This window comes from Roseibium algicola (assembly GCF_001999245.1).
Taxonomy (GTDB): domain Bacteria; phylum Pseudomonadota; class Alphaproteobacteria; order Rhizobiales; family Stappiaceae; genus Roseibium; species Roseibium algicola.
In genome coordinates, this window is sequence record NZ_CP019630.1 from 5,663,392 (window position 1) to 5,686,912 (window position 23,521).

The following is a 23,521-nucleotide window of genomic DNA, read 5'->3' on the forward strand; positions in this document are numbered from 1 at the left end:
ATTTTCACTCGGCAACGACTTCTTTTCCGGGGGGGCATTTGGCTGGCATAAGATGCTGATTTGATTAGAGTTAATGGTAAGATCTTATTGGAAAAGCAACCGTGGACAATATGGAAATCGACCGAAACACAGTTGCGCTTCTCATACGCCAGCAGTTTCCACATCTTGACCATCTACCAATTGAACCGGTTTCCCAACAGGGCTGGGACAATGCCACCTTCAGGCTCGGTGATGCTCTTTCCGTGCGTCTGCCACGAAATGAATCCTATGCCGAAGCAGTGAAGAAAGAAGCGCGTGCGCTGACTGTCTTGGGTGAGCATCTGTCCGTTGAAGTGCCGAGTGTCGTCGCTGTCGGCCTGCCAAGCGATACATTTCCGCTACCGTGGTCGATAAGGCGTTGGGTCGAGGGAGATACACTTGAAAGCGCTGACGGTGTGAATCCGGAAACGTTCGCGGTTTCGCTTGGCAAAACCCTGTGCGATTTGAGAGCGATCGTTACGGATAGCGGGCTCCTTGCGGGGAAGCACTCATTCTATCGGGGTTGTCATCCCAGCGTTTACGGCGACGAAGTTCAAAAGAGTTTGGATATCCTCGGCAGCAAGGTGGACGCAATGCGGTGCCTTGAAGTCTGGCAGCGTGGCATGACGTCGGCCTGGACGGCCAGGCCCGTCTGGTACCACGGAGATGTAGCGGTCGGAAACATCATCGTCACCAAAAGCGTCGTCAAAGCTCTCATAGATTTCGGAACCTGCGGTATCGGTGATCCTGCCTGTGACTTCGTTATGGCCTGGACGTATTTCGATCCCGAAAGCCGGAAGATTTTCCGGGATGCGTGCGAGGTAGATGATCAGACCTGGCAACGGGCCAGAGCATGGGCGCTTTGGAAAGCTCTGGTTTGCAAGTCCGGTCTTTCAAGCCCGGACACCGATGGAACGCAAGCCAAAGCTCTGCAAGCTATCTGCAATGACGTCGACTAGCCGACACAGCCAAGGTCCAGCGCTTGAGCGATGGTGAGAAAGCCCGATAGGTGACATTTGTTGCTGGGAAGATGGAGGGGTCCCAATCCACATCACTAATTCGCATAATCAATATTATGGAACATTTATAGCAAGGCGTGATTGCCTCGCTTTGCCAATGCCTTAGTGATGGATACGTTTGGCGTTGCCAGTCAGTTTGTGTTGCTGAGCGTCATTCCGCGCCTCAGTCGTTCTGTCGTATAGATCAATCGCTGTCGTCCGCGTCGACCACCTTGCGAGAGATTTCAAAGGAAAAGCCCGCCCGGCACATTGCAGCCAGATCCTTGTCGCGCCGGTCATCTCGCGTTCGTGTGGTTCTGTATGGACCAAGCCGCCTGCGTCTTGCGAAGATCCGAGCGGCTTCCTCGTCGCTGCGTTCGTCTTGTGCCAGCACCGTGTGTATCGTTTCTCTGTCAACGCCTTTGGCAGCCAACTGAGCTTCGATTTTTCGCGTTGAGCCACCGCGGCGCCGCAGCCCGGCAGTCTTGGTTTCCGCGTAGGTCTTGTCGTTGACGAGACCTGTCTGAACGCATTTTTCAACGACTGCATTGATCAAGTCGGCATAGTCGGCCGGATCGAGTTCCAGGCTCATGCAGGCTTTCAAAACCTTGCGTTCAAGAACCTTGCGAAGATTGGCGGCCGATGTCGCATAGCGTTCCAGGTAATGAAGCGCAGACTTGATCAGCCGATCTTCCGTCGGTTGTTTGTAGCGTGGCTTACCAGCCATCGGTGGTTAGAGCGCTTTCTTTGCCTGTGCCTGTGTCTTCAACGGACAGGAGCATACCATCATAGGCAGGTTCTATGGTTTCAGGCAGTTCCGCTGACAGGACTTTGTAGTCCAAGTCATTGTGAAGATTGGTGAAAATGGTGCGTTTGGGAGCAATTCTGGAAGTCCAGGACAGCGCATCCGCCAGGCAGAAATGGCTTGGATGAGGTCTGCGGCGCAAGCAATCCAGGATCAGAAGATCCAGGTATTTCAACTGGTTGAGGCTGTTCTCCGGGATGTCCGAGACATCGGGGATGTAAGCTGTGTCACCAATGCGAAATCCGAGCGCATTGATCTCTCCGTGGACAACCTCGAAAGGTTCGAAGGTGATCGGACCGCCGTTTCCCTCAATGGTGACTGGCGTATCCTGACGAAGATCACGGCGTTCCAGAATGGGCGGATAGTTGGAGCCTGCCGGTGTTTCAAAGCAGTAGCTGAATGCTGTGAGTGCCCTCGCGCTTGTCGCTTCGTCCATATAGACGGGAACTCTTTTGCCGGATTGCACCCAAAAGGCCCGTAAATCGTCGATACCGTGCAGATGATCGGCATGCGAATGTGTATAGACAACCGCGTCCAGGTGCTTGACGTTGGCAGCCAGCAATTGCGACCTGATGTCGGGGCCGCTGTCTATCAACACCGTTGTGCACTCGTTATCCACACGCTTTTCCACAAGAAGCGCACAGCGGCTGCGGCGGTTCTTCGGTTCACCGGGATCGCAATCGCCCCAATCATTGCCGACACGCGGCACGCCTCCGGAAGAGCCGCATCCTAGAATGGTCAGCGTCAAGGTCATGAAGCAATCGCTTTTGTCTGCTGGTTCTGACGAGGCACCTTGCTGAAGAGCCTGAAGAAATTCTCTGTGGTCTGCCGCGCAATCTCTTCTTCCGATACGCCCCTGGTTTCCGCCAGAACCGCCGCAGTCATCGCTGTATAGGCTGGTTCGTTGCGTTTGCCGCGTCTCGGCTGCGGTGCGAGATATGGGGCGTCGGTTTCCACCAACAATCGGTCAGCCGGCAAGTCACGGGCAATGTCACGGATCTCTTCCGAGCGCTTGAAAGTCAAAATTCCGGAAAAGGACACATAAAGGCCAAGCTCTATTCCGGTCAGTGCAAGGTCTCGGCCGGACGAAAAGCAATGCAGCAGGGCCGGGAAGGCCCCCTTCCCCATTTCTTCGCGCAAGATGGCTGCCATATCGTCATCCGCGTCGCGTGAATGAATGACCAATGGCAAGCCGGTGCGCCGTGCGGCTTCTATGTGGATGCGAAGGCCTTCCGCCTGTGCATCGCGCGGGGCCTTGTCATAGAAGTAGTCGAGACCGGCCTCGCCGATGGCGACCACCTTGGGGTGGTTCGCCAATTGCACGATTTCATCGGCTGGAATGCCGCGCTCCGTGCCGGCGTTGTGCGGATGGGTGCCAACCGAACAATAGACTTCCGGATATTCCTCGGCGATTGCCAGAACCTGGTCAAACTTGCGGATGTGGGTGCAGATGGTGACCATCAGTTCCACGCCGGCCGCCTTGGCCCGCGCGATCAGATCGGCACGTTCGCCGTCAAAATCCGGGAAATCGAGATGGCAGTGGCTGTCGACAAGCATTGAGGATCCAAATGAGTTTGATCGGTATGGCGCATATAGGTGGTACTGCCGCCTTTTAACAAGAGAATCAGGGCTTGCCCAAGTCACGAACTCTCGCTCGTGACGATTTCCAATCTGTGTTGCCGCCTGGTGGGCCTTGACGGGTCAGGCTGCACGCAAAGCGAAGAAAAAATCCAGCACGACCTGTTTCTTGTCGAGATTGAGCGCGTCCGCATCCCGGATCGCCTTGTTCATTTTTTCCCAGATCTCGACGATCCCATGTGCGTCACGCACCCCCTTGCCGAGATCCCGGCGCATACGGTCATGCAGCCAGATCTGAACGATGTGCTGAAAGCTCTCCCAATTGTCGGATTGGCCGCGTGCGGCCACCAGATCCGCCAATGCATGCGCAGCGGCAAGATCGAGCTGTTGCGGACGGTCGGCGAGCTGACGAACGCCCTTGGCTATTGCAAGACCATCTCCCGAAAGCAAAGTGATGGCAGATCGCAAGCTGCCGTCGGCTGTTTGAGCGAGTTCACGAAGGTCATCCGCCGAGGCAACCGATCCGCCAGACAGGTCGTGCAGGCCCTGACCAACCTCCTGCTCGCTTAAGGGATCCAGATCGAGGCGCCGGCACCTGGACCGGATTGTCGGCAGCAGCCGGCCTGGTGCATGGCTCAGCACCAGGAACAGGCATCGTTGCGGTGGTTCTTCAAGGATCTTCAGGAGCGCGTTGGCGGAACTGATGTTCATGTCGTCCGCAGCATCGACAATGCAGATCCGCCAGGCCTTGGCGGATGCTGTGGTACCGAAGAAGGAAACGGTTCTGCGCACCTCATCTACCGGCAAGTCGGCTTTGAACCGTTTGGATTTCTCGTCCCAGGGGCGACGCAAATGCAGAATGTTCGGATGCCCTCCTGCCTTCAGCTGTCGGGACACTGGATGGTCGGGCGCAACCGCAAGGTCGTGCGCGGCGGCAACCTGCTGTCCGAATCTGTCCGGATTTGCGATCACGAAACGCGCGAAACGAAAGGCAAGCGTCGCCTTGCCGATCCCCTTCGGACCGCCCAGGATCCAGGCATGGTGAAGTCGCTCGGACCTGTAGGCCTCCAGAAGAGCCTGTTCCGTTTTGGTGTGTCCGATCAGGATGTCCCGCTCATGGGGCAACGGATAGCCAGGAAGAGCATCAACTTCAGGAATGTCGATCGGTGCATTGGCACGGGCCATCAGTGCGCCTCTTCAGCAGTGACGCCCGATGCGCCGCCTTCATTCAGGTCGCCGGCAAAGGTTTCCTGCACGGCATTGCGAATGGCCGTTTCGACCTCAGCAGGCTCCCTGGCACCGTCGATCACGGCAAATCGATAGGATTCGCTTCTTGCGAGTTCGAGAAAAAGCTCACGTCTTCGCTGATGAACCTTGAGCTCTTCCCCTTCGAACCTGTCTGGGCCACCGCTGTCATCCGTGCGAGAACGTTCCGCTACACGTCCAAGCCCGACTTCTACCGGAACGTCGATGAGGATCGTCAGGTCGGGATAGATGCCGGCAACAGCGGCCGTTTCCAGCAGTTTCAGATAGTCGCGATCAACGCCCGCCTCGCCCTGATAAACCCAGGTCGAATCGGCATAGCGGTCGCAGAGAACCCAGTCGCCACGCTCCAGTGCCGGTTTGATGGTGGTATCCACGTGGTCTGCGCGTGCCGCGGCAAAAAGCATTGCTTCGCCGCGAGGACCGAGGTCCTTTGCGCCGCCAGACAACAGCATTGCACGGATCTTCTCGGCCCCTGGCGAGCCGCCTGGTTCGCGGGTTACGACAACGGATAGCCCCAGACCTTCAAGATAGGTTTTCAGGCGGGCGATCTGGGTCGATTTTCCGGCCCCCTCGCCACCTTCAAAGGTAATGAAATGTCCTGGCACCCTATCCCGGCTCCGCTAGTTCTTGTTGGTCTTTGTCACCGGCTTTAGCAGCAATTGCAATCTTTGTGCACCGTTTACCCGATCCAGCCGAACAGCAGCTCCTGCAGGCCGTCCAGAGCCCTGCCGATCATGGTGCCTTCCGCAACAGCGCCACCGGTTACCAATGGAGAGCGGTAGACGATCCCATCCTTGCCGATGACCCGGATTTCGCCAACCTGCTCTCCAGCGTTGACTGGCGCGGGGAGCGGTCCGTTGTAGATAACGCGTATCCTGTAATCGAGTGTGCCACCTCGTGGCAGCAGCACGTCAACGCTTTTCTCGGACACCAGCGGAACACTGCTGGTCACACCGCCAAACACCCGGCCGTCCGCAACAACATCGCCCGATGAAAACAATGTCTGGACGGAAAAATACTCCCAGGCGCCTTCGATGACCTCCTTGAGTGTCTGAAGACGGTGTTTGTCCGACGAAAGACCCGCAACCGCAGCAATAACTCTGCGCCCATTCCTGTCCACCGAACCGAGGCCGGAATATCCTGATTCTGCATCATTGCCGCCGCCGAGGCCGTCAAGGTTGCGGATTTCACCGAGCAAGGGGTTCTTGTTGCGCTGGAAAATCTTGTTCCAGGTGAATTCCGGGATAGCGAACATCGGATAAAGATCCGCGTGGCTCTCCAGAATGTACTCCGCAAGCCTTGCCTGATCACGGACAGTGGTCTGGCTTGGGACCTCCGGATAGCCAGTCGGGTTGCCGAAGCGGCTGTTCTTCATGCCGATGGATTGCGCGAATTCGTTCATGCGCACAGCAAACGCTTCTTCGGACCCGTCCAGACATTCGGCAAGCACGATGGCGGAATCGTTGCCATTGTGAACCAGCAATCCCTTGAGCAAGTCTTCTACAGAGATATCGGATTTGATGGCGGCGAACATTGTGGCACCACGACCCGAGGGAGCGCCGCCGGTTCGCCAGGCGTGTTCGCTGACCTTGCAAGTCTGATCAAGCGAAAGATCGCCTTCTTTCACTGCCTTGAAAACCGTTGCGGCTGTCATGACCTTGGCGAGAGCGCCGGGAGCGAAAGGCTGGTCAGGTTCCTTGGCAAAAAGGATTGTGCCGGAGCCGGGCTCATAGAGGAAAGCCATCGGAGCTTTCGTCACGATGGTTTCGGCTGCATTCCCTGGGAGAGCGAACGCAGAGACGACAAAAAAAGCAGAAAACGCCCCTCGCCCGACAAGGCGACGAGACGCTCTCAAAAATCCGGATACAGAATATGCGGAGGCCATGAACCGCTTGCCCTAATTATAGATACAGGCGCGGCGTGTGGAAGAAGCCGGACCTACTCCGGGTTCCGGGCCGATTAGCCGTCGTTTTCCAGTTTGACCACCAGCTCACGCATCGAAAGGCCCGTGTCGGCCACATTTGAAAGCAGCGAATGCGCGTCGGAAATTCGGCGGTTCGCAGCAAATGAGGAAATTGCACTGCCTGACACGAGACCTGCGGACGTTCCCGGAGCCGGGACGCGCAGCACGCCGAGTGTTCCTTCCGCGGGCGCAAGACCCGGAGCGGAATAGGCCGATTCGACCGGCTCGAAGCGGTTGTTGGACGCAACTTCGATTGTCGGCTTGCCGGCTTCGAATGCCTGCGCCGGATCGAAGGCAACCGTCAAGGTTGTCTGCTTCGCCCGGAAAGCCGTGGTCGTGGATGCGGTGGTCAGATAAGGACGTGCGCTTGGCGCCGGAACAGCCCCGAAGGTGACCTGCGGTGTGATTTGCTGAGGCGCAACCTGCTGCGGTTCGGCCTGTGCCAGCATTGTGCCCGGCATTGTCGCGCCAGGTTCGACCGCACCTGGGCCACGGTAAGAGGCCATAAGGAAGCCTTCGTCCTGTCCGTGCAGCGGTGCACGGCCAACGTACTCGACCTTTACCTTGCCGATGCCGGCGCTCTTGGTGCCAAGCATCGTTGCTGCGCGTTCAGACAGGTCGATGACGCGGTTGCCGTGGAATGGGCCGCGATCATTGACGCGAACGATCATCGAGCGGCCGTTTTCCACGTTCGTCACGCGGGCATAGGACGGCAGCGGCATCGTCGTGTGCGCAGCGGTAAGGGAGTTCCGGTCGAAAACCTCGCCGTTGGCTGTCTTGCGACCGTGGAAAGTCGGCCCATACCATGAAGCCAGACCGGTCTTCTTGTAGTCCGGGTCTTCCTTTGGGTAGTACCACTTGCCGGCAATCTTGTATTTCTTGCCGACGATATAGCGTCCGCCACCTTTCGGCACGGGTTGGCCTTCGGCAACCATTTTCGGGCTGCCTTTGACACCATATTTTTCCGGGCTGAATTTTGATTTCTGCTGCTGCGGCGCGGTGCTGCAGGCTGCCACGGCCGAAACCGCTGCTGCCACAATCAATCCCGTGCGCAACTGGGCGCTGAGTTTCCGTGCAGGACGCGATTTACCATCAAGCGTCACAGCTGGTTCCCCTGAAGACGTTCCTGCCACCTGGTTTGTCACCCGGCAAGATTTCCCGCCTGTCCCTTGCATACTGCCGTCCTACTCACTTACGCGCTGGCGGCCCCGCAGCTCACGCGATCATTCCGGCGTGTGGTTCGGTCCACACCGGTTTTCAAGGCATTGTTCCGATCTTCAGATCAGTCCCCGCAAGACGCACTAGCCCCCGCTGCACATCCCGCATATGCCCTTGTTAAAGCGTAGTTTTATTACTTCAAAGTAAACTGCCCGTCGAGGCCGCCGCGTTGCCCAAATTCAACTCTCCACCGGATTCAGACGACCCGAGGTTCATTTCTCAACGTCTGTTTGTTGTAACAGTCTGAAATATATGACTAAAAACTACGTCAATTTGCCTGCTGCCGGCTGTTGCGCACAGGACACAGGTGAGAAGAAATCGTCATTCGGATCAGTTGTGACGTACATCACATTCAGACCTGTCAAATCAGCCTAGGGTGAACTCATTGCTGATGACCGCCCTGTCACAGCAATGCTGGACCCCACCTCCAGCTTCGGCCGCCGGTTCAAAACCCTGCCCACGACACCGGACCGGCGGCCCCTACCCTTTGGCGATGTTCCTGCGCCCGCACTGCCCGTCCTGCCCCTGTGTGCAAGCGGCGCGGGAACATCCCAAAGGAGCTTGATTTCCCCGCACATCCACACGATTTCGCCCGCCTGAACTTCATGCTGGTGATTCCGGCTTGACTTTCCGAGTGAGAAAAAGGAAACGGTTTGCACAGCCGGGCCGCCAAGGCACCGGCATGGTGAGGTGGCCGAGTGGTTTAAGGCAGCGGTCTTGAAAACCGCCGTGCGTGAGAGCGTACCGTGGGTTCGAATCCCACCCTCACCGCCATTCTTTTCCCAGCACATTTCAATTTGATCCGGCGGCTGATGAACATGTACGTCGGTATCACGCGTAATTTGATGCAGATTTCTCTTTCCCCTATCATCTGATCCGGAGGAACCGTCGCTTGTTGCGGCGGCGGCTACTGGGAGGAGATAGCCGTCATGTCAGTGATGCACGAGCCCTGGCTTGTTGCGCTGTCCCTGGTGATGGCCTTTCAGGGTAGTTTCGTGGGCTTGAACCTTGCCGTTCAGGTTCGCAGCGCGATTGACCCGAGACGTCGGCTGTTGCTTGCAGGGGCAGCATTGACCGTCGCCCTTGCCATCTGGTCCATGCATTTCGTCGGAATGCTGGCAGCCCGTCTGCCTGTCGCCGTTGATTTTCTCGTTCTGCCGACACTGCTGTCGTTTCTCGTCTGTGTACTCGTTGTCGGCATTGCTGTTTTCGCAGCGAGCAATGCGCGGCTGACTCCGATTCGCCTCGGCCTTTCCGCTTTTGTTATGGGAAGCGGTATTTGCACCATGCATTATCTCGGCATGTATGCCCTGCATGGGTCTTTGCGCATGGAGCATGACCCGGCCTACGTCTTTGCCAGCTTCCTGATTGCCTTCAACGCAGCCGGTCTCGCCATGTGGCTTCTTTTTGGCCTCGGCCGCCGCCCTCCTCTCGTCATTTCGGCAGCGGTTCTGGCGCTTGCGATTTCAGCCATGCATTACACGGCCATGGCAGGATTGACCTATGAAACGCTGCAACCGGTTTCAGGTACTCTTGCGCCAGCCCTGAGCCCCGGAATGCTGGCGATTCTCGTTTCCTGCGTAGCATTTCTGGTGTCGGGCTTGTTCCTGCTGGCCCTCGTTCCAGCCCAGGAAGACCAGACCGATAGCGGCATGGTCAGGAACCAGCAGCCAGAGGAAGGGCTGCCTGCGGCAAGTGAAGACAAGCAGGGCCAGTCAGCGCAAGCCGCAATGGCTGTTAGCGGCAAAACCGCATCAGGATTGCAGGCGGCGGCTCAAGCGGTCCGGCCAGGTCAGCCACTTGGCAAGGGAATGCTGCCGATCGAGCGGGACGGCCAGAAGACCAAGATCGGCGTGCTGGACATATATGCCATTCACGCGGACGCTCATTACACGCGTCTTTACGATGGCAGCAGAGAATTCTTCTGCCCTCTTTCCATCAGTGAAGCGGAACAGCAGCTTGATCCGCGCACTTTCAACCGTGTCCACCGAAGTCACATCGTCAATCTCAGCCGCGTTGTCAGCTACAAGCGCTCCGGTGACGGTGGAGTTCTTATCCTTGCCGGCCATGCGGGGCAGAGTGTTCCTGTCAGCCGGTCTCGTTGGGGGCGGGTGAAAGCGCGATTGAAGGCGCTTGGGCAAAACAGGCATCAAAGCCACGCGGGCCATGAACAGCCCGCTGCCGCCCAATAATAAGATCATCGGTTAGGTTCACTTTCGGTGTTGCAGTGCATGCAAGGCCGCAAAATACGCCGTTCGTGCAAATGGGCATCAAGCGGACACTCTTCATGGTGGTGGTATTTGCGGCCTGGTCCTCTGTTGTAAGCTATTGTAATTAATTTGCTTTCTTGAAATCATCTGAATTTAAGCCGTGAAATGCGTCAGAAGAGCTGTCGCAGTTCGTGCAGGACAGCACGTCATCCGTGTGGCTAGACAGGCTTTTTGTGCAAGCGTTCTTGAGTGTGCGCCGCACTGTTCCGCACCCTTCTCAAACGTGAACAATTCGGCCGTTTCCAGCGTCCGGATACGACGTTGCCGGTGAAAGGCGAAACCAATCGCTTTTCGGGAAGACCGGCATCCGGCCCAGAGGTGGCCGGCAGATGGAGGAGAAAGACGTGATACCTGGTGCATTCACCTATCACCGGCCATCGTCCGTGGCGGAAGCTGTCGCGATCCTGGTCAGCCATGGCGACGAAGCGCGGCCACTGTCCGGTGGCCATAGCCTGATCCCCATGATGAAGTTGCGCATGGCAGCGCCAGAACATCTGGTCGACCTTGGTGGCATTGCCGATCTCAAAGGCATTTCCGACGACGGCGGCACGATCACCATTCGCGCCATGACCACGCAGCATGAGCTGATCGCCTCGGACCTCTTGGCGTCAAAACTGCCGATCATTCGCGAAACGTCGCTTCTCATTGCCGATCCGCAGATCAGATATGTCGGCACCCTTGGCGGAAATGTCGCCAATGGCGATCCGGGCAACGATATGCCGGCGCTGATGCAGTGCCTGAATGCGACCTATGTTCTGACCGGGCCGGACGGCGAACGAGAAGTGCCTGCACGCGACTTCTATGAGGCGGCCTATTTCACGGCTCTTGCGCCTGAGGAAATTCTGACAGCCGTTCGTATACCCGTCCCGCCTGCAGGGCACGGCTATGCCTATGAAAAGCTGAAGCGCAAAGTTGGCGACTATGCGACAGCCGCAGCTGCCGTGGTCCTGACGTTGGAAGGTGGCAGTGTGTCCTTCTGTTCGATTGCCCTCACCAATGTCGCGGATACACCGCTTTTTGCGCAGGAAGCCGGAGAGATTCTGGCTGGTTCGACGCTCGATACGGCAACCGTTGCCCGCGCGGTCGCGGCGGCTGAGGCGATCACCGAGCCCGCTTCGGACGGACGTGGGCCTGCAGAATATCGCACCAAGATGGCAGGCGTGATGTTGCAGCGGGCGCTCGCAAAAGCCGCAAGACGCGCATCCAACTGAACCAGGATCGAGGGAACCGACTATGAGCGATATTGAACAGATCCCGGTCACCATGACCATCAACGGCAAGAAGGTGCAGCGTTTTGTTGAACCGCGCACGCTTCTGATCCATTTCCTGCGAGAGGACCTCAACCTTACAGGGCCGCATATCGGTTGCGAGACCTCTCATTGCGGTGCTTGCACGGTTGAGCTGAACGGCATGTCCGTGAAGTCCTGCACCATGTTTGCCGTTCAGGCAGACGGCGCGGAACTGACCACCATCGAGGGCATGGCCAATGCGGACGGTACCTTGTCCGCGCTTCAGGAAGGCTTCCGGCAGATGCACGGGCTGCAGTGCGGCTTCTGCACGCCGGGAATGATCCTGCGTGCACACACGCTGCTGAAGGAAAACCCGAACCCCACGGAGGAGGAAATCCGCATGGGCATTTCGGGCAATCTTTGCCGCTGCACCGGTTACCAGAACATCGTCAAGGCGATCCAGTACGCCGCTGCGAAGCTGAATGGCACTGAATTTCAGGAGGCTGCAGAATGAACGACATGACCCCGACACGGGAACAGCGCGAAGCCGCCCTGGAAGGCATGGGCTGCAAGCGCAAGCGTGTGGAAGATATTCGCTTCACGCAAGGCAAGGGCCAGTATGTCGATGATGTGAAACTGCCCGGGATGGTGTTCGGCGATTTCGTCCGTTCTCCCTATGCCCACGCCAAGGTCACGAAGATCGACGCTTCCGAAGCGTTAAAACTCCCTGGGGTGATCGCCGTCCTGACGGCGGAAGACCTGAAAGGCGTCAATCTTGCGTGGATGCCGACACTCGCCGGTGACGTGCAGATGGTGCTGGCCGATGGCAAGGTGCTGTACCAGAACCAGGAAGTCGCCTTCGTGGTGGCCGAGAACCGCTATATCGCCGACGATGCCATTCAGCTGGTGGAAGTCGAATATGAAGAGCTTCCCGTCCTGACGGATCCTTTCAAGTCGATGGATCCGGACGCTCCGGTTCTGCGGCCTGATCTCGACGGCAAGATGGAAGGCGCGCACGGGCCGCGCAAACACCACAACCACATCTTCACCTGGGAAGTTGGCGACCAGGAGGAAACCGACCGAGCCTTTGCCGAAGCCGATGTCACCATCAAGGAGCTGATCTCCTATCACCGGACGCACCCCTCACCGCTCGAAACCTGTCAGTGCGTTGCATCGATGGACAAGATCAAGGGCGAGTTGACGGTCTGGGGAACGTTCCAGGCACCCCATGTCATCCGAACGGTGGCCTCTCTGCTCTCGACTATTCCGGAGCAGAAGATCCATGTGATCGCGCCTGATATCGGCGGCGGTTTCGGCAACAAGGTCGGGGCTTACCCCGGTTACATCTGTGCCATTGTCGCCTCCATCGTCACCGGAGTCCCGGTGAAGTGGGTCGAGGATCGGATGGAGAACCTTTCGACAACGTCCTTTGCTCGCGACTATCACATGACCGCGGAAATCGCTGCGAAGAACGACGGTACCGTCACTGGTCTCAAAGTGCATGTTCTGGCTGACCATGGCGGCTTTGATGCCTGTGCCGACCCGTCGAAATGGCCGGCTGGTTTCTTCAACATCGTGACCGGGTCCTACGACTTCCCAGCAGCGCATCTGGCTGTCGACGGGGTCTATACCAACAAGGCACCGGGTGGCGTCGCCTACCGCTGTTCGTTCCGCGTGACGGAGGCGGCCTATTGCATCGAGCGAGCGATGGATATCCTGGCCCAGAAGCTCGACATGGATCCGGCGGACTTGCGGATGAAGAACTTCGTCAAGCCGGAGCAGTTCCCCTATCACTCGGCCCTCGGCTGGGAATATGACAGTGGCGACTATCACACCGCCATGCAGAAGGCGATGGACACGATCGGCTATCGCGAGCTGCGCGCCGAACAAAAGGCCAAGCAGGAAGCCTTCAAGCGCGGCGAAACCCGCGAGATTATGGGCATAGGCGTGTCGTTCTTTACCGAGATCGTCGGTGCTGGACCGTCCAAGAATTGCGATATCCTCGGTGTTGCGATGTTCGACAGTGCCGAAATCCGCGTGCACCCGACCGGCTCGGTGATTTCCCGCATGGGCACCAAATCGCAAGGCCAGGGGCATGAAACCACCTGGGCGCAGATCATCGCCACGGAAATCGGTATTCCGGCCGCCGATATCATGGTGGAGGAAGGCAACACGGATACCGCGCCCTACGGTCTGGGGACCTATGGTTCACGCTCCACACCTGTCGCCGGTGCCGCGATTGCGCTTGCGTCTCGCAAGATCCGCAATAAGGCGCAGATGATCGCGGCGCACATGCTGGAAGTTTCCGAATACGATCTGGAATGGGACGTGGACGGCTTCCAGGTGAAAGGCAATCCGCAGGCACGTAAGTCCATGAAGGAGATTGCCTGGGCTGCCTATCACGCTCCGCCACCGGGCATGGAACCGGGTCTTGAAGCGGTCAGTTATTATGACCCGCCCAACATGACCTATCCTTTCGGCGCCTACCTCTGTGTAATGGATATCGACGTCGACACCGGCGTTGCAAAGACACGGCGGTTCTATGCGCTGGACGACTGCGGCACCCGGATCAACCCGATGATCATCGAGGGCCAGGTCCACGGCGGTTTGACCGAGGCCTTTGCCATCGCGATGGGTCAGGAGATCCGCTACGACGAGATGGGCAACGTGCTGGGGGCGTCCTTCATGGACTTCTTCCTGCCGACGGCGGTCGAAACACCGCACTGGGAAACGGATTTCACTGTCACCCCCAGCCCGCATCATCCGATCGGGGCAAAGGGTGTGGGCGAAAGCCCGAATGTCGGTGGTGTGCCGGCCTTCTCCAATGCGGTCAACGACGCCTTCAAGTTCCTCGGATCGACCCATATCCAGATGCCGCATGACGCATGGCGTATCTGGCAGGCGGCCAAGGACCTGGGTGCACACGCATAAAGCACTTCTTACCGCAGGCTGGCTCCTCCGGGACAAAGCCTGCGGTGACGTTCCGATCGTCCTCTCGTGACTGATTCTGAATCAGCACCTGAAAGACGATGGATGCGACCTTCTCACCGAACGGACCAGCATGACCCAGACCAAGGATCAGATAGCGCTTCAACTCGCGGATGCCGGTTATATCGCGGACGAAGGTCTTGCGACGGCACTTCTCCTGACCGGAATGCTCGGGCGGCCGCTGCTTCTGGAAGGAGAAGCCGGCGTCGGTAAAACGGAAGTGGCGAAGGCTCTGGCGCGTCTTGAGAACACCGATCTCATCCGCCTGCAGTGCTATGAGGGCCTCGACCGTTCCGATGCCATCTACGAGTGGAACTATCAGCGCCAGCTTCTGGCCATCAAGGCGCGGGAAGGGTTTGGCGACAGCGCGGAAACTGTCGAGGAAGCGATTTTCTCCGAGAAATATCTACTGGAACGCCCCCTTCTGGCGGCCATCCGAAAGGACGTGCCGCCGGTTCTGCTGATCGATGAAATCGACCGGGCAGATGAGGAATTCGAGGCATTCCTGCTTGAGATCCTGTCTGACTTCCAGGTGTCGATCCCGGAACTCGGAACGGTTCAGGCAGTTACAATCCCACGCGTGGTTCTGACCTCAAATGGTACACGCGAACTGTCGGACGCATTGCGCCGGCGTTGCCTTTATCATTTCGTCGATTACCCCTCGCCCGACCGCGAAACACGAATTCTGCTGGCGCGTGTCCCGGATATTGATGCCGCTCTCGCCCAACAGATCGCCGAACTCATGAACAAACTGCGCAAGGAAGACCTTGTGAAGGTTCCAGGCGTTGCCGAAACCATCGATTGGGCGGCTGCTCTTCTGGGACTTGGTGCCAGGAACTTGCAAGACAGCCGGGAACTTGTTTTTGAAACGCTTTCCTGCGTTCTGAAAACCCGTGAAGACAGCGCCAGGGTCAGCCGCGAAGTCACCGACAGGTTGCTTGGAAAGGTGGCTTGAGCAATGTCCGGCCTTTTCCTTGAAACCAGAGCAGACATCGGGCCGATCCTGAGGCTGCGGCTGGCCGGGTTTGTCCGCTCGCTGCGTGACAGCGGCTTCAAGGTCGGATTGGCCGAGACCCGTGATGCCAGCCGGTTGCTGTGTTCGCAGGTAATACAGCGCCCTGGAAGCCTGAAGGCTGCCTTTCGCAGTCTTTTTTGCGGACGCTTGTCCGACTGGCACCGTTTCGACGACATTTTCGACGCCTATTGGACCGGCAAGGGCGTCAAATCTGGGGTGAAGGTCACCGGGACCAGCACGCGCAAGGGCATGAAGACCATTCGCGAGCTGATAGACGCAAGTGGTAACCGCCAGGAGACAATTGCGGGCGACGTCGAACGCCTTCCCGGTGAAGAGGATGAGGCGAGCAACGACGCTCCCTCCGGGCGGCGGGAAGGCGCGAGCATTGCCGCAAACCTCGGCAAGGTGGATTTTCGAGATCTCCACGATCCGGACGCCCTTAAGCAGGCCCATGACCTTGCCGAACGTCTTGCCCGTGCGATGCGCATACGTCTGACCCGCAGGGATCGTCAGAAACGAACAGGCCGAAAGCTGGATCTGCGCCGAACCATCCGGCGTTCCATTGCTCATGGCGGGACCCCCATCGAGCTTGTGCGTAAAGGCCCACGTGAGAAACAGCTCCGGCTGGTGATCCTGCTCGATGCGTCCGGATCGATGAACAACTACACGGGTGTCTTCACTCGGTTCGTGCACGGCTTGCTGGATAACTTCCGCGAAGCCGAAGCGTTTGTCTTCCACACACGCCTTGTGCATGTCTCGTCGGCTCTTTCCGAGCGCGATGCAGGCCGTGCGCTCGATCGCATGGGCCTGATGGCACAGGGGATCGGCGGCGGCACGAAGATCGGCGCGGCGCTGGCCGACTTCAACAGATGGCACACCGCCCGTGTCGTCCACTCGCGCACCTGCGTCCTGATCCTGTCGGATGGCTACGACACAGGCGCGCCGGAAGCACTTGGCGATGAGATGGCAAGGTTACGGCGGCGCTGCAGGCGCATTGTCTGGCTCAACCCGCTGCTTGGCTGGCAGGGATATGAACCGACAGCCGGGGGCATGGCCGCCGCCTTGCCTCATGTCGATTTCTTCGCGCCAGCCCATAACCTCGCCAGCCTTGAAGCCCTAGAGCCTTATCTTGCGAGACTTTGAACGATGGGAGATGTCGAGATGAAACATTCTGTTCCCGTGTCCGGCAAAGAGGCCGCGCCAGAGGTCGTGCAGGACCTACCCCGCCTGATGAACCGTTTGCAGGGTGACAACGAACCCTTCGTTCTGGCAACCGTTGTACGCACCATATCGGTGACCGCAGCCAAGGCGGGCGCGAAGGCCGTGATCGACAGGAATGGGGATATTGTCGGCGGCTGGATCGGCGGTGGCTGCGCAAGATCGGCTGTCATCAAGGCGGCAAGGTCCGCTTTTGAAGATGGTCAGACACGATTGATCTCCCTTCAACCGGCGGACCTGCTGGCCGAGATCGGCGTAGAAGCCGGTGAAGAGCGCGAAGGCATTCAATTTGCCAGGAACATGTGCCCAAGCCAGGGGACCATGGATATCTTCATAGAACCGGTTCTGCCGCGGCCCATGCTTGTCATCTACGGCGCCAGTCCGGTTGCCGTGGCCCTTGCGAGCCAGGCGCCGTCCATCGGGTTTGACCTGACCTTCTGCGCACCTGCAGAAGACCTGCCCGTCTTTTCAGGTGCGGGCAAAAGAGCAGAAGGGTTTGACAGTCCCGTTCGAAGCAACGGGCAGATCTACTCCATTATTTCGACCCAGGGGCGCGGCGATCTGGCGGCCCTGAAGGCAGCTCTTCTGACGGATGCGCGCCACATCGGGTTTGTCGGGAGCCGCCGGAAGATTGCTGCCCTGAAGGCGAAATTGCGCGACGAAGGCGTAGCGGACCAGACCCTCGACCGGATCGAGGGGCCCGCAGGCCTCGATCTGGGAGCCATTGCTCCGGAAGAAATTGCACTCTCCATTCTGGCAGAACTCCTGATGATCCGCCGCAGCGGACACCGCCAGACCAACATCCATCACATTTGACCCCACCAGGGAAGCAATCACATGCAAATGAACGACAGTCAGCGGATCGAAGCTCCAAAGCACAAGGTTTGGGAGGCATTGAATGATCCGGAAGTCCTGAAGGCCTCTATTCCGGGATGTGAAGACCTGATCAAGCATTCCGATACTGAACTTGAGGCGAAGGTTCGTCTCAAGGTGGGCCCGGTAAAAGCAACTTTCGGCGGCAAGGTGACGCTCAACGATCTCGATCCGCCGAACGGTTACACCATTGAAGGCGAAGGCTCCGGCGGGGTAGCCGGCTTTGCCAGAGGTGCTGCAAAGGTTCATCTGGAAGAAGACGGTCCTGACGCGACGATCCTTCACTACGAGGTCGATGCGAAGGTTGGCGGCAAGCTGGCGCAGCTTGGTGCCAGATTGATCGATTCAACCGCCAAACGGCTTGCCGGTGAGTTTTTTACAGCCTTCGGCGAACAGGTCGCCCCGGGGAAACCGGCTGCGACGAACGAAGTGGAAGCCGATACCGCGCCAGCAGACGCTTCTCCTTCAGATGGCGAAGAGAAGAAGGGATGGATCAAAGGCCTTTTCACCGGCAAGAAAAAGCAGAACGTGGCTGGTGACGAGGATAAGATCGACGAACCTGCGGAATAAATCCCGACTGCAAGAGCCGCTTGCCTGGCTCTTGCAGATGTTCAAACCGGAGGAATTGTTATGGCACATACCGAAGTTCAAGCCATGAGTGGCATTCGCGAAATGATGCGTGATCCATCTCTGGTTCTGGCGCTCGTCACCGGTTCGGCCTTGACCGGGTTTTTGCTGGTGGCGCACGCCTGTTGTCTGGGCATCACCGACCAGCATTTCCTGCCGTTGGTTCAGATCTGCTCTTTCACCGGCTAAGACTGTTTTACGATAGATCAGCACAGCCTGCTTAAGGTCTGGGCATGGTGCATTCTTCACCATGCTGCCCATATTCTGCTCAGAATACCATTTGCTTTTGATTGGTTTTGACGAGTTCAATCCAGATTCTATTTCTTAAATTATTGAAACAATGTACGAAATTACCACCTTCGCCTTTCTGGCATTCCCCTTGCTTTGGTCATGATGTGCAGCGCGCCTAGGGATCCGGTCGCAAGACGACGCAGGACCGAGAGGTGCAAGCCGGTTGAGAGGCATATGCCGACATAGACCGGTGACACGGCGGGACAAAAACCCGGGAGACAACTGCACGAGGTTTCGCGCGCGCGAACCTGCTCCCGGCCGTGCGCAAAAACCTCATGACGTAAGTCCGGTTCTGATGACCGGGCCCAAGACAGGAGACGCGCACAGATGTTGAAATCGATTGCCAAAGCTTCCCTCCTCGCCGCAGCGCTGACGCTGCCACTTTCCCTCACTTCGGCCAGGGCCGAGGAAAAGACGGATTTCAAGGTCTGCTGGTCCATCTATGTCGGCTGGATGCCCTGGGGTTATCTGCAGGACAGTGGCCTCATGAAGAAATGGGCCGACAAATACGACATCTCCGTCGAGATCGTTCAGATCAACGACTACGTGGAGTCCATCAATCAATACACCGCGGGGGAATATGACGGTTGCTCCATGACCAATATGGACGCCCTTTCGATCCCGGCAGGCGGCGGTGTCGACACGACTGCGCTTATCGTCGGCGACTACTCCAACGGCAACGATGGCATCATCCTGAAGGACAAGACCGAGCTGGCCGATATCAAGGGACAAAGCGTCAACCTGGTGGAGCTTTCCGTCTCTCACTACCTGCTCGCACGGGCGCTCGACACGGTTGGTCTCAGTGAACAGGATTTGACGGTCGTCAACACATCCGATGCAGACATGATCGCTGCCTATCAGACGCCGGATGTCACGGCAGTGGTCACCTGGAACCCGCTCCTGTCTGAAATCGAAGCGGAAGCAAATGCCACCAAGGTGTTCGACAGTTCCGGCATTCCAGGCGAAATCATCGATATCATGATGGTCAATACCGAGACGCTTGCGGACAATCCCGCCTTCGGCAAGGCTCTTGTAGGCGCCTGGTACGAACTGATGGGGATCATGTCGTCAGACAGTGACGAAGGCATCGCGGCACGCACCGCCATGGCCGAAGCCTCCGGCACGGACCTTGCCGGCTACGACGCGCAGCTCGCGACGACCAAGATGTTCTACACGCCCGCAGAAGCGGTCGCGTTCACCAAGTCCGCTGAACTTCCCGAGACGATGAAATTCGTTGCCGAGTTCCTTTTCGACAAGGGCATTCTGGGTGAAGGGGCACCCAGCCCTGAATTCGTCGGCGTCTCTTTCCCGGATGGATCGATCTATGGCGATACCGGAAACGTGAAACTGAAATTCGACCCGAGTTTCATGACGATGGCAGCAGAAGGCACGCTCTAGGCTTCCTTTGCTGATCCGGTGTTCCGGCGCCTCGGCGCCGGAGCCGCAGCCATAGACTGATCGGACCGTTTCATGCGTATCATCAACCGGAAACCCTCCCGGGTCACCGCCCTGGCGCTTGGGCTCCTGCCTTTCGTGCTGACATTGGTCGCCTACGTGATTGCCAGCCATTATCGCCGGCTCGACAATCCGGCGGACAAGCTTCTCCCCTCCATCACCAGCATGGGAGAAGCCTTCTGGCGCATGGCGGCAGTGCCGGACCGGAGGTCGGGAGACCTTCTGCTCTGGTTGGATACTTTCGACAGTCTCTGGCGTCTTGGGACAGGGATGGCAGTGTCGACGCTTCTGGCAATCTCCCTTGGCATTGCAATCGGCTTCATTCCCCATATCCGAAGCGGACTGGCACCTTATCTCGCGACATTCTCGCTGATACCGCCGATCACCATCCTGCCGATCCTGTTCATCACCTTCGGTCTTGGCGAACTCGCGAAAATCGCCCTGATCGTGATCGGAACGGCACCGGTGATGATCCGTTCCACGGCCCAGGCGGTTCTGGACATTCCGCGGGAGATGATCATCAAGGCGGAAACACTTGGGGCCAGCGTCTTGCAAATGGTTACGCGGCTCGTGTTGCCGCAGGTGCTTCCGCACCTGATCACCAGCCTGCGGCTTTCTCTCGTGCCAGCGTGGATCTTTCTGATTTCAGCCGAGGCCATCGCCTCCACGTCAGGGCTTGGGTACCGGATTTTCCTGGTGCGTCGCTATCTCGCGATGGATGTGATCCTGCCTTACGTCGTCTGGATCACGCTGCTGGCCTTCCTGCTCGACAGAGCCCTGCTCCTCCTGTCGCGCCGCGCTTTTCGCTGGCACCATCTGGGAGGTGACGCGCTATGAACACTGCGTCCAAACTCTCGGTCCAGAACCTGGCAAAGTTATACGACGGCGTGCCTGTTCTCGAACGGGTCAACCTGGAAGTCCAGACCGGGTCTTTTTGCACGATCGTTGGAGCATCCGGCTGCGGAAAATCGACATTCCTGCGGATGCTGCTTTCCCAGGAACATCCAAGCCGTGGACAGATCCTCCTGGACGGCGCTCGCTTGCCACTTGAGCCGACACCCGATCGCGGGATCGTCTTCCAGAAATACTCGGTGTTTTCGCATCTGACCGTGGCTGAAAACCTCATCCTTGCGCAAGAGTTTGAATCGTCGCGCTGGACCGGGCGGCTTTTTGGTACTTCCCGCAAGGCGGCTTTTGGATCGTCCGACGACCTGCTTGACAGGATCGGGCTGCGACCAGCGGCAAACAAGTATCCGGCGCAGCTGTCCGGTGGCATGCAGCAACGTCTCGCGATCGCCCAGGCCTTGATCAAGAAGCCAAGCATCCTGCTGCTCGACGAGCCTTTCGGCGCGCTAGACCCGGGTATACGCGTCGATATGCATGAATTGCTTCTGGGGCTCTGGAAAGAGTTGTCCATGACGGTTTTCATGGTGACGCACGATATTCACGAGGCCTTCAAGCTCGGCACGCGTCTGCTGGTGTTCGACAAGATCCGCCACGACCCTCAAGCGCCACAAGCCTACGGCGCGACCATCACCTACGACCTGCCACTCAAATCGCCAACAGGAGCATCCTTGCGGTCTCCGGAGGCCATCGCAGGTGCAATCGGCGCCCCACAGTCAAACAAGCCCACTCCGTCTTTCCAAAGCATCCATACCCCAAACAATCAGGAATGAGGACCATCCCATGAGTTTCAATCGAGCCTCAGGCCCCAGGACGCACCACCTTGCCGCAGGTCATTTCACCCGAGCCCCCAACCGAAGACAGCATCATCCTGACTTCGACAAACTGCAATTGCGAGGTTGGAAGGCCGCTGAAAAGGAAGGTGCCCTGCCCTCTGCCGCGTGGGAAAAGGAAAAAGCCTGGGCACTGCGAATGGGATTGACAGGATCGGATAGTCTCACCGACAAATCGATCCCGACCTTTGCCCGTGGAGAACTGCCCCACTATGCGGGGATCAGCACCTTCCTGAAGGCGCCCTATATCGAGGATGTGACAAAGGTCGGGGCTTATGATGCGGCCGTCATCGGCATCCCTTTCGATGGGGGCACCACTTACAGACCTGGTACACGGTTCGGGCCGCAAGGAGTTCGGAAGATTTCCGCGCTCTACACGCCCTACAACTACGAGATGGGTGTCGATCTTCGGGAACAGATGACGCTTTGCGATGTCGGTGACATCTTCACCATTCCTGCCAATATCGAAAAGACGTTCGACCAGATTACGCGGGCGGTCTCGCACGTCGCATCGTCCGGAGCCTTGCCGATCATGATCGGCGGCGATCATTCAATCGGCTTTCCTTGCGTACGCGGGATTGCCCAGTGCACGTCCAAGCGCATTGGTATCGTGCATTTCGATCGGCATATCGACATTCAGGAAAAGGATCTGGATGAGCGGATGCATACGACGCCCTGGTTCCACGCGACAGATCTCGTCAACGTGCCGGCCGTCAATCTGGTTCAGATCGGTATCGGAGGGTGGCAGGTGCCGCGAGAAGGGGTGGAAGTTGCCCGGGAGCGGAACACCAACATCTTCACCATGCGCGATGTTGAGGAACTGGGATTAGCGGAAACGGCCGCACGGGCGCTGGAACTGGCATGGAAGGACGCAGATGCAGTCTATATCTCGTTCGATATCGATAGTGTCGACTGCGGCTTCGTGCCCGGTACCGGCTGGCCGGAGCCAGGTGGCTTTCTGCCGAGAGAGGCACTTGAGCTGGTGTCGCTGGTCGCGAAGGAAGGCATCTGCGGTCTGGAGGTCGTAGAAGTTTCACCACCTTACGATTGCTCCGACATCACAGCCCTTCTGGCAACTCGGGTGATTGTAGATGTTCTCGGGACCCTGGTTTCCCATGGAAAAATGGGTTCGCATAAATCCATCATCGACAAGCCGGTGTCCATTCCGGCCGGTCCGGACGTGGAGTAAGGCGATGGCGCGACATCATCACGGCCACGATCACCATGTTCACCACGATCATGAACATGGTCATCACCACCACCACCACCACCACACACATGACCACGATCACGGAGGTCTCGCGGGACATAATCACGTGGGCCCGGACCATCTGCATTCTCATGTTCATGGGGCCTCGCATGCGGACCGGGCCGAAGAACTGCAGGCACTTGCGGTGAGCTTCATCGACGGCTTTCGGGCTGCCGACGACAAGACCAGTTACCTGCGTCTTGCAGGCGTCCCGTTTCACCGCCCCGGTGCCGATGGTCTCATACAGCACCTTGTCGACGCAAAGATCGTCAGCAATTGGCAGGTCGGCACAGCCTCGCCGGCCTTTGCTTCCCGAGAACTCGTCTACATGAGTTTTCCAGGTTCAATGGTCCAAGCCCGGGAAACCATGACCTTCACCTTTGTATCCCTGTCGCAACGGTCAGACATTGACCTCATCGACATCCTCACCACTCGTCTGGCCCATGGAGATATCGCAGAATGAAACAGCTTTTGATGACGTCAATTCTTGCCTTGGCATCCACCCCTGCATTTGCACACCCTGGTGCGCACGGTCATCTGACCGGTTGGCAAGGCGCAGGTGAGCATCTGCTTGGCTCGCCATTTCATCAGCTGCTGCTCGTCGTGGCTGTTAGCGGGCTGGTTCTGGCCGTTTCCCTGGTCCGGAAATCGAAAAAAACCACGAGGAAACTGCCTGTAGAACGCAGGTCCTGAGGGTCTCTCTCGTTAAAGCGGGGCCCTTGAT

Annotated in this window: 23 protein-coding genes, 1 tRNA gene and 1 riboswitch; of the genes, 17 read left to right on the forward strand and 7 right to left on the reverse strand. The window is 58.0% G+C overall.

The window, feature by feature from the left end; all coding sequences use genetic code 11:
- Window positions 1-110 precede the first annotated feature (110 nt).
- Window positions 111-977, forward strand: coding sequence for an aminoglycoside phosphotransferase family protein (locus B0E33_RS26285; protein ID WP_077292834.1), 867 nt, complete (start codon window positions 111-113; stop codon window positions 975-977).
- A gap of 244 nt (window positions 978-1,221) precedes the next feature.
- On the opposite strand, the gene B0E33_RS26290 is transcribed toward B0E33_RS26285, so the two are convergent.
- The 7 genes from B0E33_RS26290 to B0E33_RS26320 form a co-directional block, all read right to left on the reverse strand.
- Window positions 1,222-1,743, reverse strand: coding sequence for a regulatory protein RecX (locus B0E33_RS26290; RefSeq protein ID WP_077292835.1), 522 nt, complete (start codon window positions 1,741-1,743; stop codon window positions 1,222-1,224).
- On the reverse strand, window positions 1,733-2,575 hold the full coding sequence (locus B0E33_RS26295) for an MBL fold metallo-hydrolase (RefSeq protein WP_077292836.1): 843 nt from the start codon (window positions 2,573-2,575) through the stop codon (window positions 1,733-1,735). Before B0E33_RS26295 ends, B0E33_RS26290 begins: the two co-directional genes overlap by 11 nt.
- Window positions 2,572-3,378: a TatD family hydrolase gene (locus tag B0E33_RS26300; protein WP_077292837.1), complete on the reverse strand. Its 807-nt coding sequence runs from the start codon at window positions 3,376-3,378 to the stop codon at window positions 2,572-2,574. Before B0E33_RS26300 ends, B0E33_RS26295 begins: the two co-directional genes overlap by 4 nt.
- 144 nt (window positions 3,379-3,522) lie before the next feature.
- Entirely contained in the window at window positions 3,523-4,584 is a 1,062-nt protein-coding gene (locus B0E33_RS26305) for a DNA polymerase III subunit delta' (RefSeq protein WP_077292838.1), read from the reverse strand.
- Window positions 4,584-5,270, reverse strand: coding sequence for a dTMP kinase (gene tmk / locus B0E33_RS26310; protein WP_022998608.1), 687 nt, complete (start codon window positions 5,268-5,270; stop codon window positions 4,584-4,586). The genes B0E33_RS26305 and tmk overlap by 1 nt, the downstream gene beginning before the upstream one ends.
- A 74-nt stretch (window positions 5,271-5,344) precedes the next feature.
- Complete coding sequence (locus B0E33_RS26315; RefSeq protein ID WP_208997714.1) at window positions 5,345-6,424, reverse strand: D-alanyl-D-alanine carboxypeptidase family protein; 1,080 nt, start codon at window positions 6,422-6,424, stop codon at window positions 5,345-5,347.
- Between the two features lie 200 nt (window positions 6,425-6,624).
- A complete protein-coding gene (locus tag B0E33_RS26320) occupies window positions 6,625-7,731 on the reverse strand; it encodes a septal ring lytic transglycosylase RlpA family protein (RefSeq protein ID WP_416384076.1) in 1,107 nt (368 codons plus the stop codon).
- 799 nt (window positions 7,732-8,530) lie between these two features.
- On the opposite strand from B0E33_RS26320, the gene B0E33_RS26325 reads away from it, so the two are divergent.
- The 16 genes from B0E33_RS26325 (at window position 8,531) to B0E33_RS26400 (ending at window position 23,490) form a co-directional block, all read left to right on the forward strand.
- Window positions 8,531-8,620, forward strand: a tRNA-Ser gene (locus B0E33_RS26325).
- A gap of 155 nt (window positions 8,621-8,775) precedes the next feature.
- Entirely contained in the window at window positions 8,776-10,038 is a 1,263-nt protein-coding gene (locus B0E33_RS26330) for an MHYT domain-containing protein (protein ID WP_077292840.1), read from the forward strand.
- A gap of 422 nt (window positions 10,039-10,460) precedes the next feature.
- Window positions 10,461-11,327 (forward strand): FAD binding domain-containing protein, encoded by an 867-nt coding sequence (locus B0E33_RS26335; protein ID WP_077293699.1) that lies wholly within the window; start codon window positions 10,461-10,463, stop codon window positions 11,325-11,327.
- 22 nt (window positions 11,328-11,349) lie between these two features.
- Window positions 11,350-11,859, forward strand: coding sequence for a (2Fe-2S)-binding protein (locus B0E33_RS26340; RefSeq protein ID WP_022998613.1), 510 nt, complete (start codon window positions 11,350-11,352; stop codon window positions 11,857-11,859).
- A complete protein-coding gene (locus tag B0E33_RS26345) occupies window positions 11,856-14,276 on the forward strand; it encodes an aerobic carbon-monoxide dehydrogenase large subunit (RefSeq protein ID WP_077292841.1) in 2,421 nt (806 codons plus the stop codon). The genes B0E33_RS26340 and B0E33_RS26345 overlap by 4 nt, the downstream gene beginning before the upstream one ends.
- Window positions 14,277-14,406: 130 nt before the next feature.
- The gene (locus B0E33_RS26350; protein ID WP_077292842.1) at window positions 14,407-15,288 is read left to right on the forward strand and encodes an AAA family ATPase; all 882 of its coding nucleotides are present in this window, start codon (window positions 14,407-14,409) and stop codon (window positions 15,286-15,288) included.
- Window positions 15,289-15,291: 3 nt separating this feature from the next.
- Entirely contained in the window at window positions 15,292-16,491 is a 1,200-nt protein-coding gene (locus B0E33_RS26355) for a vWA domain-containing protein (RefSeq protein WP_077292843.1), read from the forward strand.
- Between the two features lie 18 nt (window positions 16,492-16,509).
- Window positions 16,510-17,382, forward strand: coding sequence for an XdhC family protein (locus B0E33_RS26360; RefSeq protein ID WP_439126673.1), 873 nt, complete (start codon window positions 16,510-16,512; stop codon window positions 17,380-17,382).
- A 21-nt stretch (window positions 17,383-17,403) separates the two neighbouring features.
- Window positions 17,404-18,009, forward strand: coding sequence for an SRPBCC family protein (locus B0E33_RS26365; RefSeq protein WP_207106377.1), 606 nt, complete (start codon window positions 17,404-17,406; stop codon window positions 18,007-18,009).
- A gap of 60 nt (window positions 18,010-18,069) precedes the next feature.
- Window positions 18,070-18,255: a hypothetical protein gene (locus B0E33_RS26370; protein ID WP_077292845.1), complete on the forward strand. Its 186-nt coding sequence runs from the start codon at window positions 18,070-18,072 to the stop codon at window positions 18,253-18,255.
- 206 nt (window positions 18,256-18,461) lie between these two features.
- Window positions 18,462-18,577: riboswitch (guanidine-I (ykkC/yxkD leader) on the forward strand.
- A 107-nt stretch (window positions 18,578-18,684) separates the two neighbouring features.
- Window positions 18,685-19,755 carry a putative urea ABC transporter substrate-binding protein gene (locus B0E33_RS26375; protein WP_077292846.1) on the forward strand — a complete coding sequence of 357 codons (1,071 nt, stop codon included), beginning with the start codon at window positions 18,685-18,687 and terminating at the stop codon, window positions 19,753-19,755.
- A 72-nt stretch (window positions 19,756-19,827) separates the two neighbouring features.
- On the forward strand, window positions 19,828-20,649 hold the full coding sequence (locus tag B0E33_RS26380; protein ID WP_077292847.1) for an ABC transporter permease: 822 nt from the start codon (window positions 19,828-19,830) through the stop codon (window positions 20,647-20,649).
- Window positions 20,646-21,488, forward strand: a complete 843-nt coding sequence (locus tag B0E33_RS26385) for an ATP-binding cassette domain-containing protein (RefSeq protein WP_077292848.1) — start codon at window positions 20,646-20,648, stop codon at window positions 21,486-21,488. Before B0E33_RS26380 ends, B0E33_RS26385 begins: the two co-directional genes overlap by 4 nt.
- Window positions 21,489-21,498: 10 nt before the next feature.
- Window positions 21,499-22,737 carry an agmatinase family protein gene (locus B0E33_RS26390; RefSeq protein ID WP_077292849.1) on the forward strand — a complete coding sequence of 413 codons (1,239 nt, stop codon included), beginning with the start codon at window positions 21,499-21,501 and terminating at the stop codon, window positions 22,735-22,737.
- Window positions 22,738-22,741: 4 nt separating this feature from the next.
- A complete protein-coding gene (locus B0E33_RS26395) occupies window positions 22,742-23,260 on the forward strand; it encodes a hypothetical protein (protein WP_077292850.1) in 519 nt (172 codons plus the stop codon).
- Entirely contained in the window at window positions 23,257-23,490 is a 234-nt protein-coding gene (locus B0E33_RS26400) for a hypothetical protein (protein WP_077292851.1), read from the forward strand. The genes B0E33_RS26395 and B0E33_RS26400 overlap by 4 nt, the downstream gene beginning before the upstream one ends.
- Window positions 23,491-23,521: the final 31 nt, after the last annotated feature.

What these genes read in the sequence shown, in the direction of transcription:
- B0E33_RS26375 (WP_077292846.1), top strand. Translation starts at nt 18,685, where the DNA reads ATGTTGAAATCGATTGCCAAAGCTTCCCTCCTCGCCGCAGCGCTGACG.
- B0E33_RS26340 (WP_022998613.1), top strand. Translation starts at nt 11,350, where the DNA reads ATGAGCGATATTGAACAGATCCCGGTCACCATGACCATCAACGGCAAG.
- B0E33_RS26370 (WP_077292845.1), top strand. Translation starts at nt 18,070, where the DNA reads ATGGCACATACCGAAGTTCAAGCCATGAGTGGCATTCGCGAAATGATG.
- B0E33_RS26305 (WP_077292838.1), bottom strand. Translation starts at nt 4,584, where the DNA reads ATGGCCCGTGCCAATGCACCGATCGACATTCCTGAAGTTGATGCTCTT.
- B0E33_RS26295 (WP_077292836.1), bottom strand. Translation starts at nt 2,575, where the DNA reads ATGACCTTGACGCTGACCATTCTAGGATGCGGCTCTTCCGGAGGCGTG.
- B0E33_RS26290 (WP_077292835.1), bottom strand. Translation starts at nt 1,743, where the DNA reads ATGGCTGGTAAGCCACGCTACAAACAACCGACGGAAGATCGGCTGATC.
- B0E33_RS26300 (WP_077292837.1), bottom strand. Translation starts at nt 3,378, where the DNA reads ATGCTTGTCGACAGCCACTGCCATCTCGATTTCCCGGATTTTGACGGC.
- B0E33_RS26385 (WP_077292848.1), top strand. Translation starts at nt 20,646, where the DNA reads ATGAACACTGCGTCCAAACTCTCGGTCCAGAACCTGGCAAAGTTATAC.
- B0E33_RS26400 (WP_077292851.1), top strand. Translation starts at nt 23,257, where the DNA reads ATGAAACAGCTTTTGATGACGTCAATTCTTGCCTTGGCATCCACCCCT.
- B0E33_RS26380 (WP_077292847.1), top strand. Translation starts at nt 19,828, where the DNA reads ATGCGTATCATCAACCGGAAACCCTCCCGGGTCACCGCCCTGGCGCTT.
- B0E33_RS26395 (WP_077292850.1), top strand. Translation starts at nt 22,742, where the DNA reads ATGGCGCGACATCATCACGGCCACGATCACCATGTTCACCACGATCAT.
- B0E33_RS26390 (WP_077292849.1), top strand. Translation starts at nt 21,499, where the DNA reads ATGAGTTTCAATCGAGCCTCAGGCCCCAGGACGCACCACCTTGCCGCA.
- B0E33_RS26345 (WP_077292841.1), top strand. Translation starts at nt 11,856, where the DNA reads ATGAACGACATGACCCCGACACGGGAACAGCGCGAAGCCGCCCTGGAA.
- B0E33_RS26285 (WP_077292834.1), top strand. Translation starts at nt 111, where the DNA reads ATGGAAATCGACCGAAACACAGTTGCGCTTCTCATACGCCAGCAGTTT.
- B0E33_RS26350 (WP_077292842.1), top strand. Translation starts at nt 14,407, where the DNA reads ATGACCCAGACCAAGGATCAGATAGCGCTTCAACTCGCGGATGCCGGT.
- B0E33_RS26330 (WP_077292840.1), top strand. Translation starts at nt 8,776, where the DNA reads ATGTCAGTGATGCACGAGCCCTGGCTTGTTGCGCTGTCCCTGGTGATG.
- B0E33_RS26355 (WP_077292843.1), top strand. Translation starts at nt 15,292, where the DNA reads ATGTCCGGCCTTTTCCTTGAAACCAGAGCAGACATCGGGCCGATCCTG.
- B0E33_RS26360 (WP_439126673.1), top strand. Translation starts at nt 16,510, where the DNA reads ATGAAACATTCTGTTCCCGTGTCCGGCAAAGAGGCCGCGCCAGAGGTC.
- B0E33_RS26365 (WP_207106377.1), top strand. Translation starts at nt 17,404, where the DNA reads ATGCAAATGAACGACAGTCAGCGGATCGAAGCTCCAAAGCACAAGGTT.